Genomic DNA, 14,467 nt, shown 5'->3' on the forward strand with positions numbered 1-14,467 from the left:
TTAAGGCCTCCATACCCCGGCCAAACTACTTAAAATAAAGGAACAACGTTATGACTCGCTTTTCTGAACTTATGTCAGGGCAAACTCTGCTACCTATAATTCAAGCTGATACCCCAGAGCAGGGTGTTCAAATTGCAAAAGCTATGGCTAAAGCAGGCCTTACTTTGGTTGAAGTTGTGCTAAGAACAGACGCCTCAATTGATGCTTTAAAAGCGATTAAAGAGCAAGTCCCAGAGCTTAAAGTTGGCGCAGGTACCGTTATTAACGAAGCTATTTTACAGCAAGCAATTGAAGCAGGTTCTGATTTTATTGTAACCCCAGCGGTATCTCCTAAATTACTAACTGCACTAACAAAGTGTGGTGTTCCTGTTTTACCCGGCGTATCAAATACCGGTGATATTCTAATGGCGCTAGAGTATGGCTTTGAGGAGCAAAAATTATTCCCTGCATCGCTAGCAGGAGGGGCTCCGTTTGTGTCGGCTGTATCGAGTGTATTTAGAGCGGTTAGCTTTTGCCCAACGGGTGGGGTAAGTGAAAGTAACAAAATGGATTATCTTTCTTTAAATAATGTATTTGCTGTAGGTGGTACATGGGTTGCTAAAAAGGAATGGGTTGCACAAGAAAACTGGCAAGCTATTACAGACTCATGTATTCAAGCAATAAAATAGCAGGGAGCGCTAAAATGAACGATTTATCTCAAACTATTTTACCTGGCGTAATAGTGGGTGACGAGGTAAGTGCAATATATAACCATGCGCGTGCTAACCAGTATGCGCTGCCAGCTGTAAATGTAGTTAGCACAACCTCAATTAATGCAACTCTTGAAGCCGCGAAAGAAATGAAGTCACCGGTTATTATTCAGCTTTCAAATGGGGGTGCACAGTTTTTTTGTGGTAAAGGCCTCTCATTACCAGAACAACAAGGTGCAGTACTTGGTGCGGTGAGCGCAGCTAGGTATGTACATAGTGTTGCGGCGCACTACGAAATCCCCGTTATGCTTCATACCGATCACGCAGCCAAAAAATTATTACCATGGATTGATGGTTTGTTGGATGAGGGTGAAAGGCATTTTAGATTGACAGGTAAGCCGTTGTTTAGCTCACACATGATCGATTTATCTGAAGAGCCGCTAGAAGAGAACATAGAGATATGTGAGCGCTACCTAGCACGCATGGCTAAAATAGGAATGACACTAGAAATTGAGCTTGGTTGTACAGGCGGAGAAGAAGACGGTGTTGATAATTCCCACCTTGATAGCTCAGCGCTTTATACGCAGCCAGAAGATGTTGCTTACGCTTATGAACGCTTAACTGCTATTAGTCCTAATTTTATCATTGCCGCTTCTTTTGGCAACGTGCATGGTGTTTATAAACCAGGAAATGTTGTCCTTACGCCTACTATTTTAAAAGATTCGCAAGCATATGTAGCGAAAAAATTTAACTTACCGAGTAATTCAATTAACTTTGTATTTCACGGGGGCAGTGGTTCAGAGGAAGAAAAAATTGCAGAGTCATTAACGTATGGCGTAGTTAAAATGAATATTGATACCGATACGCAGTGGGCATGTTGGAATGGTGTTTTAGATTACTACAACAGCAACGAGGCCTATCTACAAGGTCAAATTGGTAACCCTAACGGTGATGATAAACCTAACAAAAAGTACTATGACCCACGCGTGTGGCTTCGTCACTCTGAGCAGCATATGGTAACAAGACTTATCCAGTGCTTTAAAGATCTTAATTGTGTAAATCGGTATAGCTTATGAAAAGACTCAATACAGTATTAAAAGAAGATGGTGTAAGAACGGATCTAATTTTACTTATCCGTACTATTTTAGCCACAAGTAAAGAGATTGCGTTTAGGGTTGGTCAAGGTGAACTTGCAGGTGTTTTGGGTTCCACAATGAATGAAAACATTCAGGGTGAAGTTCAAAAAAAACTAGACATAATTGCCAACCAATTACTTAAAGATATTCTTCTTGACGACAGCTCTGTAAGAACCGTTGCCTCTGAAGAAGAAGATCATGCGGTTGGTGGCCACCCTGAAGGCACTTTTATTGTTGCTTTTGATCCACTCGATGGCTCTTCTAATATCGATGTAAATGGTCAAATAGGCACAATATTTACTATTTATTTGGCAAGAGACGACGTACCTTTTGACAGTGATGAGCAGTTTAACCAACCGGGTGTAAGCCAAGTGTGTGCAGGCTATGTATTATATGGCCCTTCATCATTGCTCGTAATGACCACCGGTGGGCCAACACGCTGTTATACTCTTGACTCAACACATGGTGGGTATTTACTCACTAATCCACAACTACAAATTCCTTCGCAAAGCCGAGAGTTTGCCGTCAATATGGCAAATTATCGTTACTGGGATGAGCCTACACAAGTGTACTTTGACAAGTTGCTTTACACATCTGAAAGCTTTGAAAAAAGCTCAATCCGATGGAATGCGGCAATGGTAGGTGATGTACACCGGATATTATGTCGCGGTGGCTTATTTTTATACCCGCAGGATAAACGCGTTGGTAATGACAATGGCAAAATTAGGCTTTTATATGAAGCCAACCCGCTTGCAATGCTCGTAGAAAATGCAGGAGGCAAAGCCACATCGCGTGGCGCTCGAATTTTAGATATAACTCCTGACGATTTACATCAACGAGTTCCCGTTACTTTAGGTTCGATTGAACCCGTTGATTATTTTAACAATTCAGCGCTAAGCTAATTCGATACCCTTCACCTCGGTTATTTAGTAACAGAGAAAGCTTTTCTCTGTTACTTTCCTTTTCAACTAATTACTCATCTTCTTGTTCTAGCAATTCTATTAATACGCTCATTAGTTAAATAGTCATTTGTATTTTAGTGTCATTATTGTAAAGCCAATTGGTAAAAATTTATTTTTTGTCAATGCTGATTTTTGTACATTTATGCATACTTTAAATAGGTTAGTGGGTTACCTATGTGCCTTGTATAGGTAAAAAGGTACATTGAGTTCGGTAAATAAGCTGGAAATATCATTTCTATTGTGGTTATATGACCAAGTTGGTTAACAAATTATTTTCAAATAAAGTAAATTTGGTAACAACTAATATGATTATTTGGTAACACACACAATAGCTGGCCAAATATTTAACCTATAAAATGGAGAATAGAGGCATCATGAATTTAAAACACTTTGCACTATGCGCTATTGCAGCGGCAATAGTTGGTTGTGACACTGACGCAAACAACAATGACAACGAACTGGGCTCTATTGCTCTGTCAGGAACAGCCACAAGCGGTCAAACATTAACAACAAACGTGTCAGATCCTGATGGTATATCAGGAACTGTTTCTTATTTTTGGTATGCAGATAACGAAGTAATAGAAGGCGCTAATAGCGCATCGTTTACACTTACGGACGATCAAATTGGTTTAGCTATCACAGCTCAAGCTAAATATACTGATGATGGTGGTGTTAACGAGTCACATATTTCAGATCCGACCTCTGACGTAGCAGCCATTGCATTTCCAGCAAGCGTAACAATAACAGGTGATGCACTTATCGGCTCAGAGCTGACCGCGAATGTTGAAGACGAAAATGGTTTTGATAGTTTAACAGTTGTATACGAGTGGTTGGCGGATGACGTAGTAATCGAGGGAGAGGTTCTTTCATCACTCATGCTTACTGAAGCACAGTTTAATAGCGTGATCACCGTTACAGCAACGTTTGAAGACGATCGTGGGTTTGCTGAGTCAGTGACGTCTGTTGGCACTGCGCCTGTTGCGCGTGTTAATGCGCAAGGTGATGTAGCAATTAGTGGCACACCCACAGTGGGTAATACGCTTAGTGCTGATATTACTGATATGGATGGTGTATCTGGCGAAGTCATTTATCAATGGTTTGCTGACGATGAAGAAATAGTTGGTGCAAACCAAAGCGAATATATTGTAGAGGCTGCTTTAATTGGGCAAGCTGTATCGGTACAAGTGACTTATACAGATGACAATGGTTTTGTAGAAGATAATACATCAGAAAAAACAATTCCCGTATCGGCTGTTGCGGTTGATGAAGCGGGAAGTATTACAATTATAGGCACATCACCTTACTTAGTTAGCGGTGAATTAACAGCGCAACTAACAGATAATAATGGTATTGAAGAAACAAATGTCACCTATAGCTGGTTTGCCGATGGCGTTGAAGTAGCCGATACAAACAGTAATACGTTTTCACCTGCGGCATATGCGGGTGCAATTATATCTGTGAGTGCTTCTTATACCGATAACGACGGATTTGAGGGTTCTGTAAGTGGCTCACTAGAGACGGTAATTTATTCCCAACTTGTTAGCTCACCAACAGAGCTACTAAGTGCGGTAAGTGGCGGCCTTGCTGATGGTGATGTTGTTGGCCTTAATACCGGTGTTTACGCTGATATGGATGAAGTTTTACTCACCAGTGGTGTAACGCTTCGCGCTGTTGAAGAACAAACGCCAGTTATTAGTGGCGAAGTATGTATTCACGTTGCTTCAGGTGTAGAAGGTGCAGCGCTAACAGGCCTTACGTTTAAAAATATAGATACAAAATCAGGCTCATTTTGTGAAACCCAAGAAAGTGCAGTTATTTATTCTGAAGGGAATAACTTCGAGTTTACTCAAAACACAATGGATGGCGATGAAGCCGAGTTAAATAATTCGACTTACCACTGGTTAATGATCAAAGGCACAGGCGCGCTAATAGAGCGAAATACATTTAGTAATCGTGATAATGCTGAAAATGGCTCCGTTATTAAAATTGCTTCATCAGGCAGCGACCATGTTGTTCAATACAATTTATTTAGTGGCACCAGTGCGAATCCAAATTTTGGTAACTCAAGCCTTCATTTAATTAATGCGGGTAGTACTACCGGTTCAGATGCAGCTGACGATGCAAACTTTACTATTCAATATAATCGAGTAGAAAACTTTGTAACCGGTCGTCGTTTAATGCGTGTGCAAACATCGGGTGCAACTATCAAAGGTAACACTGTGGTTAACCCTAATGGCGGGATTTCACTAGAAGATGGTGGTTTTAATAACGTGACAGACAACGTTATTATTCGTACTACTGATATTGCAAGCTCGAGCGATCGTCCTGCTGGTGTGCTAATTACACCGCTAGGCCACACAGTTAGTAACAACTACATTGCAGGTATTCGTTCTGGTAATAAAGAGGCTGGTGGAATTGTATTTACAGCAAATCCATTCTCTCAAGCTGATGGCGGTATACCAAACTCAGGCAACCAAGCTGTATTAGATGCGGCGGGTGACTTCACATTAACGGTAACTAACAACACTGTTTTGAACTCTCAGCAACCAATCGTGTTTAGTACTGAAATAGGTTCTCGTGCCCCTGTGGGTGATTGTGATGAACTTACAGTGGATAATGCTCCTGTACTCTATGGCTTAACTAAAAATGCATTTGTCATAAACTTTGATGGAAACCTTATTGCTAATGGCTTAGGTGATCAAACTGATGCAGATACCATTGAAAGTAGCGCCTTAACACAAGGATTATTCTATCCAAATACGCTTGATAGCGACCATGCTTTTGAATACGACTGTGATTTAATCAAGCATGATACATCAGTATTAAGCAACAACTTTGGTTACATGGATAGCCGTGTATCTGGTGATACAAGTGGCGATTGGGTTGCAATCAGAAACCTAAATGGTAACGGCTCATTTGATACCGATGGTGCTATTGATCAAGACCCAGCTGCAAACGGTAAAGAAATACTTGAATATGTATTCGCAGCAAGCACATTACTTGAAACCGACCCAGCAGGTTTACAAGCTGTGGCAGGTGCAAAAGGGCTTTACTACATTCAAGCGAGTGATGTAGGTGTTGGCTCAACATGGGTTGTTAATAACGACTAACCTAAGTAAACACTCTTAATTAAAAAGCCCCTTCTTTGGGGTTTTTTTATGCCTGTGAGTAAAATATGACCGAAAAATGCGTATGCTTATCTAATTATTTTTTATTACATCGTCGCTTGACCCCTTGGTAATACTGCTTTGCGGTAATTGGTATGTAAATTGGTAATGTTTTGATTGTTAAATTGGTTGATCATCCGTGGTTACTTGAGTATATTAACAACAGTTGTCACATAACTTATACAGATGAATAACAAGTCAACACACAATAATCACACAACAATAACCAACGGAGCATAAAATGTCGTTGAAGTCTTCAAAAAATAATAAAATGCGTTCAGGTCAATTCGCACTGAGCCCGGTAGCTAAATGGGTACGAACAGCCGCTATTGCCGGTGTAGCAAGCTCATGTGTATTTTCAGCGCACGCACAACAAGAACAAGCAAAAGTGACTGAGGTCGAGCCTGATGTAGAAATCATCAGTGTTACTGGTACACGCAGAACAATTCAAGATCAAATAGCCATAAAGCGCGAAGCCACAACCGTAGTTGATGGTCTTTCATCTGAAGATATTGGTGATTTACCCGCTTTATCGATAGGTGAAGCATTAGAGTCTATTACAGGCGCAGCATCGCATCGTGAAAATGGCGGTGCGACAGAAATTACCATTCGCGGCCTAGGCCCATTTTTAAGTGCAACACACATAAACGGCCGTGAAGCAACCAATGGTAGCGGTGACCGCTCAGTAAACTTTTCACAATTTCCATCAGAACTTGTAAAAAAAGTAGCTATTTATAAAACCCAAGATGCTTCGATGATTGAAGGTGGGGTTGCGGGTGTTATCGCACTTGAAACGGTTACCCCATTGGATTACGGCAAGCAGCGTTTGCAAGGTGAGGTTAAACTTAACTACAACCCTGACGAAAGTAATGTAGATAACTCACTACAAAGCGATTTAGGTTATCGTGGCACATTTAGCTATGTTGACCAGTTTGAGTTTGATAATGGTCAGGCAGTTGGCTTTTCTTTTGGTGTGCAACGACAAGATATTTCGCAGCCAGAAGCAGAATACCGAAGCTCTAGCCCATCAGGTTCGTCTCTTTGGGCATGTTTAAATGATCCAACAAATACGAATGAAGGTTTTTACCGCAGTAGTGCAGGTGATTGTGAGGATCAAGTAAACGGAAGTAATAACCAAGGTTATGACACAGAAATTGACCCTGACACAGGCAAAGCCGTGAGTGATGGTACTCCATACGCATGGACTGGCAGCAGCCGAAGCTTTCGTCAAAACGAAACGTCAGACGAGCGTGACGCGGTATTTTTTGCCTTTCAGTACCAGCCGTCTGCAGAATGGGATATTAATTTTGATAGCCAAATTTCTGATAGAACGCAACGAGAAGCACGCCATGATTTAATTTTCTTACAAAAGCGCGCAACACCAGGTGTAACCGGCCCATCACTTGTCACTAACGATGTAGGCGGCATTTTACATTGGGAAGGTGAAGAACGTATTGAGTCTGCTGGTGAGCAATTTTCTCGTGAAGAAAACTACCGTGGTTACGGCTTAAATATCGAACATACTGTAAATGATAGACTGACCATTGATTTAGATTTAGCGTATTCAAAAACCTCGCGTGAAGAACTGCAAATTTCTAACCGAGGCAGAACCGCTGGACGTAATTTCTTCTCGTGGGATATGGGCGATAACATCCCACATTTTACGCTTACTGATTTTGACGTAACAGATATATCTAATTTTACTGACAGCTTAAGAACGCGTATTGACCGTGAAAACGTGAGAGATAACAAAGTTGTGTCTGCTCGTTTAGATTTTGACTATTTAGTTGATAGCGGTATGTTCACCACAATTCAAGGTGGCGTTCGTACCTCAGAGCTTAGCTTTACACAATTTGGTGGAACGAACGGTAACGGCTCTCGTAATCAATTTACTTTAGGTTCAGGTGCTGAAGCGCTTGATGTGCTTCAAGGTTGTCAAATTGATTTTCCTGAATCAGGCTTTTTGTCTAGTGTGTCAGATGGAAATATCATCACGCATGTAGATAGCGATGGCAATGTGGTAGACACAGGGACAGGCTCTTCATGGGCGACTTACGATAATGAGTGTTTTTCTCAAGCCGTTGTCGCGTCTAATGAGGGTGGAGTATTTGAATACCCTGAGGTTGAATACCAAAACGCAGGAACCATTGACGTAACTGAAAAAACAACGGCTGCTTACTTAATGGCTAATTACGATACAGAAATGTTTGGTAAATTCATTCGTGGTAACTTTGGTTTGCGTATTGTCGATACTGAAGTCACATCAATTGGTTTTAGAAATAGTTTTGACGTTGTTACCAGTGATACAGGTGTGCTTGAACTTGTTGAATCAGACACAGGTACTCTTGATAGAATAAAAGGGGGCGGTGATTACACCAAGTTCTTACCTAGCTTTAACTTAGTGGTCGATTACAGCGAAGATATTTTATTACGTGCCGGTATTTACCGTGGTATGTCGCGTGCAGATCCATCTGATTTGGGATATAGTCGCTCTTTCCAACAGGACACATCTGATACGGCCACTACAATTAATGACTTGTTAGTGGGTGTAAACGGCTCTGGTAACCCAGATACGCAGCCTCTAATGTCATGGAACTACGATGCAGCATTTGAGTGGTACCCTAATGAAGATTCTATTTTTGCATTAAGCTTATACTACAAACAGTTCCAAGGCGGCTTTCAAAAGCGCACAGTTATTGAAGACTTTGTTGTAGGGGGGGAAACCGTTTCATTGCCTATTACAAATTCAGTAACAAACGACGAAGAGAGTGAGATTTTAGGCCTAGAAACATCATTCTCATACCGTTGGGACAATGGTATAGGTGTTAAGTTTGGTTATAACTATGCCAACACTGATTTTGAATTTGAAGACAGCCTATACGGTGATACATTTGTAACAGACGTTGATGGCAATACAACTCAGCTTAAAGAAGGCATTGTTGAGCCAGGTTCTGTACCTGGGTTTTCTAAGCATGTATTTAGCAGCCAACTTTATTACCAAATAGGTGGCTTTGATACTGCGGTTATTTACAAATACCGTAGTGAGTATTTCCAACCTTATACAAGCAATGGTACACGCTTACGTTATGTTGATTCGGTAGGCGTATGGGAAATGCGTGCATCGTACAAAATTAACAAGCACTTTAGAGTTAAGGCAGAGGCAATTAATTTATTTAGTGCTCCTAAATCTCAAGACTTTTTTGTTGAAGATAACTTAGGTGAAGTAAACGATTACGGCCCACGTTTATTCTTAGGTTTAAGTTATAAACTGTAAAAGTTAGTAACTTATAAAAACCCCCAATTGGTTTAACTAATTGGGGGTTTTTTGTATCTAGGTGGATGTGCATACCTTTATCACTGACTTCTCTAAACTAAACCATCTAAACTGGTCGCAGATTAAATTCTATTCAACTTTTACAGCCTTTGTTGTAAGCCAAAAAAACGCCTTTGCATTTTTATAAGCGTAAATGCGATTAGTCTGTTTTATTTTTGTACCTTTTTATTCTAGCCAAAAGTCTAATAGATTTTAATTGGTTAACCAATTTAAAGGCTTTTTATACTTTTATAATTAAAAGCTTTCAGTTTATAGCTAAATAATATAACGGAATAATGAACTTAAAAATACAATTTAACTACTACTATAGTGTTGCATGCCTGATTTAAAAACTATATGTATTACAGGTGGTTGTATTTTTTTCCTACATTGTTGTAGTTGTCAGGTATGGGGAATTTATTTTTGGTAATAACAAAATTGAGTTATTTTATAATATTTGACTTACAACGTGGTTGACCTTTTTGGTTTTGAGTGTAAATATTCAGTTAACCTTTTGTAATACATTAATTCACTTTTGTATGAAAAGTAACAAGTAGCATAGCGTTTCACACACACAGGAAAAAACTATGAATCATAATTTATCAAAAATCACACTGGCGGTTATCTCTGCAACGGCAATGAATATGTCTTTATCTGTTCATGCGCAGGAAGAGACAAAAAATGTTAAGGATGACCTAGAGGTAATTGAAGTTTCTGGTATACGTCAGTCTTTAACTAATGCGCTTGCTGAAAAACGTTCAGCAGACAGCCTTGTAGAAATTATTCAGTCAGAGGATATTGGTAAGTTACCTGATCAAAATTTAGCTGAAGTACTTGAGAACGTAACGGGTATTCAGATCACGCGTCAGGCTGGTGTAGGTACGGGTGTTCAAATTCGTGGTACCGATGCAAACCGTACTGAAATAAATGGTGTTTCAACTGTGGGTTCAGGCTCTGGACGCAGCGGCATTAGCTTTGAAGACGTGTCGGCTTCTATTATCTCTAGCTTAGAAGTTATAAAGTCTCCTGAGGCCAAAACAATAGAAGGCTCAGTAGGCGGAACAATAAATCTTAAAACAATACGTCCACTTCAATTAGGCGAACAACTAGCCACAATTAGAGTACAAGGCGAAAATAGTAGTTTAAGCACTGATAGTGGCTTACAACCTCGTTTTTCTGGTACTTTTGCAGATAACTGGGAAGGCGACTTTGGTGAGTTTGGTATTTTAGTAAGCGGCAGTTATGCCGAGCAAGACGTAACAGCATTTCGCCCTCGTGCAGACAGAGACAACATTGTAACCTCTGATAGTGGAGTAGCCAGTGCACAGTCTTTTGACTTTTTACCTATTCAATTTTTTGTCCAAGACTACGATAACTACGAATACGAAACAAAGAACTTTGTAGGTACGCTTGAGTGGGCACCAAATGACAATACTAAGTTTTATTTTGATGCGGTTGTAAACGATCAGGAACGTCGTCAAGAGAGCTCTCGTGTTCAAGCATCGGGTGTCAGTGCATTGAATGACATTTCGGTTCCTGATGAATTTGAAACAATTAATCTAGGTTCTTTAGGTGGAACTAATTTAGGTTCAATTCAAGCGGCTTTACGCGGTGTAATCCCAGTTAATTTAGCAAATGATGATGACGATCCAAATTTACGTTTTTCGAGTGATACAAATTCTCGTGTTACCGACAGTAATATTTTTAGACTAGGCGGTGAATGGCAAGGTGATAAATGGTTTGTAAGTGCTGAAATTGCGTCGTCATCTTCTGATACAACAACACCAAGCTTTAATACTACACTTAACTTCATTAACCCTAATGCACCTTTAGATGCTGGTGGCGGTAATGATAACAGTGTGCCTTTTGAATACGACCTGTCAGGTGGAGCACTTACTTTTGGTATTGCACAAGGTGCTGAATATGCACCTTCGGTTGAGCAATTACTTGACCCTGCAAATGTAGTACTACGTGATGTAAACATTGGTCAAGATACCGTTGAGAACTCTGAAGATGCGTTCCGTATAGATTCAACATATTACACAGACTCAATAGTTACCTCTGTTGATTTTGGTTACCGTTACAGCAAATCGGCGAGTAAGCAAAACGAAATCACATCAAGTGTTGGTCTGCGCTCTATGGCAGATAGCCCAAGAGGTGATTTATTCGCTGATCTTTTAGTCGCGGGTCCTGATAACTTTAATGAGGCTGATGGTCGTTCGTTATACATAGGCGATTTTTTACTGATTGACCCAGAACTCGTGGCATCAGACCCAGATGCAGTACTTGCAACACTTCAGCAAGCATTACAAACTCATGGCTCTAGCCGTACGCTAAATGCACCAACGTCAAGTTCTTCAGGCTTTTTTGATATTGAAGAAATTACCCACGCTTTTTATGCACAAGCTAACTTTGAATACGACATGTTCCGCGGTAACTTTGGTTTACGTTATATTCAAACTGATGTTGAATCGACAGGTAACTCTGTAACGCAAGACGGCAGTGGCAATGAGCTAGTAACGCGTATTACAAATGAGTCAGACTACAACTTTATCCTACCGCGTTTAAACTTAGTTGCCGACGTCTCAGAAGATGTAGTGGTTCGCTTTGGTGCAGGTAAAGACATTCGTCGTCCAGATTATAACGACTTATCTACTTCTATTACTTATAGCACGAGCCCAAATGATGAAGTTGAATTTGGTAACCCAGCACTAAAACCAGAAGAAGTATTATCTTATGATTTATCAGCAGATTGGTACTTTACTGAGGCGAGCGTATTTAGTGTAGGTATTTTCCATAAAACGCGTAAAGAACTTCATGTTAATCAGTTAACATCGCCGGTAGAAGACCCAGTAACAGGCTATCGTGATTTAACAGACCCATGTGAAGGGGGTGGCATATTTAACCCAATTGCAGACATTAACGTGTTTGGTCCTGAAAATGGTCGTGGTGTATGTGTAGGTACTGAGACAAAAGTAAATGACACTGGCGAAACAACCCAAAAAGGGATTGAGTTTGCGTTCCAGTATGACCTATCTAGCTTTGAAAAAGATTTAGGATGGGCGTCGGGTTTTGGTGTTTTAGCTAATTACACAATTCAAGAGTTCTCGGGCGGGGAAACAGTCAATAAGGCGACTTCAAGAGCGAGTAACGTATTTGCTGCAAGCACCGGTACACCGGGTATTGAAGTAAGCGAAATACAAGGTTTGCTTAACTTATCAGAAAATGCGTATAACTTTACTCTATACTACGAAAAGTTCGGTTTATCGGCACGTATGCGTTACACATGGCGTGAAGGTTACCGCTCAAACGATTTTGGTAGCACGTCAAGCTTCCCATGGGGGTTCCCTGTAGTGCAAGAGGACCGTGGTCAGCTTAATGCAAGTATTAGCTACGATGTAAATGAGCAGCTTAATATTGGCTTAGAAGCCGTAAATATTACTGAGTCTGAAATTAGCCAGTCTTGTGTTAACGAAGGGTCGTTATTGTGTTTCCAAGGCCTTACAGACCGTCGTATTACGTTTGGTGCTAGTTACCGTTTTTAAAATTTATGTTGAAAGTGTGTAGCCTTTGAACGGGCACAAAAAGCAAGCCACTATGGCTTGCTTTTTTATTTTTAAGGTTTAAATAATGAGCAGTTTTTAAATTAAATTAGGTACTAATTGGTTTCATTTTCTCTATTTGTTTACTACCTTTTTGGTATTAATATTTTTTCAAATGAGATCATTCATGAATGGTATCAGTGATTTAAATTTTAAAAACTTACTTGAGTATGCACAAGTAGGTGTGATTATTCATAACTGGGATACATCAATTGTTTACATAAACCCAATCGGTTTGCAGTTACTAAATTTAGATTACGAGCAAGCAATAGGGCGAGACATTTATGACCCTAATTGGACACTCATTGACGAGCAAAGCAATCTAATGTCTGTTGATGATTATCCAGTTAATATTGTTAAAGCTACAAAAAATAAAGTAGTTAATAAAATTATAGGTGTTGTTGGCGGGGCAAAAAAAGACATAAGCTGGTTTATGGCTAACGCTTACTTTGAAGGCCACGATAATGATAAAAACTTTATTGTTGTAACCATCACTGATATTTCTGACGCTAAGCAGCAAATTTCATTTCAAGATGTGGTCGAAAATACGCAAGACATGGTTGTTATTACCGATGCAAAAAATATCAAACACCCTGAAGGGCCTAAAATAATTTACGTAAATAAGGCTTTTGAAGTACTCACTGGCTATACCTCAGCAGAAGTTATTGGTGAAACGCCTCGAATTTTACAAGGTGATTTGACCGATTCTAAAGGCAAACAAAGAATATACGCTGCGCTAGAACGTCGAGAAGAAGTAACTGAAACACTGTTAAATTATGATGTTAGAGGAAGGCCCTATTGGGTTGAAATGAATATTATTCCGTTGAAAAATAAGTTTGGTGAGGTTACTCATTTTGCAGCAATTCAACGGGATGTTTCAAAAAGTAAATTTCAAACCGAACAGTTAGAAAAACGAAATAAAGATTTAAAAGAGTTAAAAGTTAACCTAGAAAATTTAGTACAAGAAAGAACATTTGAATTACAACAAGCTAAGTCTCAACTTGAAAAAATAGCGTTTTTTGACCCATTAACTGGAATTCCTAATCGTCGCTTTTTTTCAGATCAAGTTAATAAATTAGTCAAAGGAAGTGTCAGGCGTGGGGGTATAATTGCGTTTGGATTATTTGATGTTGATAACTTTAAAGCTGTTAACGATACCTATGGTCATGATGTGGGTGATCGCGTACTTGTTGAATTAGCAAACATATTAACGCACATATTGAGAATTGATGATGTATTTTGCCGCTTTGGTGGTGAAGAGTTTGCTTTTGCTGTTATTTTAAAAGAAGTAGACGATGCTGAACCCGTTGCCGAAAAACTTATAAATGCAATTAGAGATCTTAAAGTGCCTGTTGAAGGTGAAAACACAATAAATGTAACCGTAAGTATGGGGTTAAACGTGGTATCACCAAACAATAGCACTGACATAGATGATGAAATAAAAAAATCAGATGCGGCAATGTACCAAATTAAAAAGTCTGGCAAAGATCGTTATAAAATTATTTATGAACCATAAGATAAGTTGGGTTATGCAGTGTTACTAAGCTAATAAGTATAACTTTTCACAAGTTAGGTACTCACTCTTTTACATTTATAAG

The 14,467-nt window shown here is 39.6% G+C and carries 7 protein-coding genes; all 7 read left to right on the forward strand.

Translation table 11 applies throughout. From position 1 onward, the window contains the following. Positions 1-50: 50 nt before the first annotated feature. Complete coding sequence (gene eda, locus PMAN_RS04235; RefSeq protein ID WP_006794597.1) at positions 51-668, forward strand: bifunctional 4-hydroxy-2-oxoglutarate aldolase/2-dehydro-3-deoxy-phosphogluconate aldolase; 618 nt, start codon at positions 51-53, stop codon at positions 666-668. Positions 669-682: 14 nt separating this feature from the next. Beyond that, a complete protein-coding gene (gene fbaA, locus PMAN_RS04240) occupies positions 683-1,765 on the forward strand; it encodes a class II fructose-bisphosphate aldolase (RefSeq protein WP_010558055.1) in 1,083 nt (360 codons plus the stop codon). Next, a complete protein-coding gene (locus tag PMAN_RS04245; protein ID WP_010558054.1) occupies positions 1,762-2,727 on the forward strand; it encodes a class 1 fructose-bisphosphatase in 966 nt (321 codons plus the stop codon). The genes fbaA and PMAN_RS04245 overlap by 4 nt, the downstream gene beginning before the upstream one ends. 434 nt (positions 2,728-3,161) lie before the next feature. Further along, positions 3,162-5,897, forward strand: a complete 2,736-nt coding sequence (locus PMAN_RS04250) for a poly(beta-D-mannuronate) lyase (protein WP_010558053.1) — start codon at positions 3,162-3,164, stop codon at positions 5,895-5,897. Positions 5,898-6,195: 298 nt separating this feature from the next. Further along, a complete protein-coding gene (locus PMAN_RS04255) occupies positions 6,196-9,228 on the forward strand; it encodes a TonB-dependent receptor (RefSeq protein WP_010558052.1) in 3,033 nt (1,010 codons plus the stop codon). Positions 9,229-9,854: 626 nt separating this feature from the next. Beyond that, positions 9,855-12,812 carry a TonB-dependent receptor gene (locus tag PMAN_RS04260; RefSeq protein WP_010558051.1) on the forward strand — a complete coding sequence of 986 codons (2,958 nt, stop codon included), beginning with the start codon at positions 9,855-9,857 and terminating at the stop codon, positions 12,810-12,812. Positions 12,813-12,996: 184 nt separating this feature from the next. Next, the gene (locus PMAN_RS04265; protein WP_010558050.1) at positions 12,997-14,385 is read left to right on the forward strand and encodes a sensor domain-containing diguanylate cyclase; all 1,389 of its coding nucleotides are present in this window, start codon (positions 12,997-12,999) and stop codon (positions 14,383-14,385) included. The last annotated feature ends 82 nt before the right edge of the window (positions 14,386-14,467 follow it).

This window comes from Pseudoalteromonas marina (assembly GCF_000238335.3).
GTDB lineage: Bacteria > Pseudomonadota > Gammaproteobacteria > Enterobacterales > Alteromonadaceae > Pseudoalteromonas > Pseudoalteromonas marina.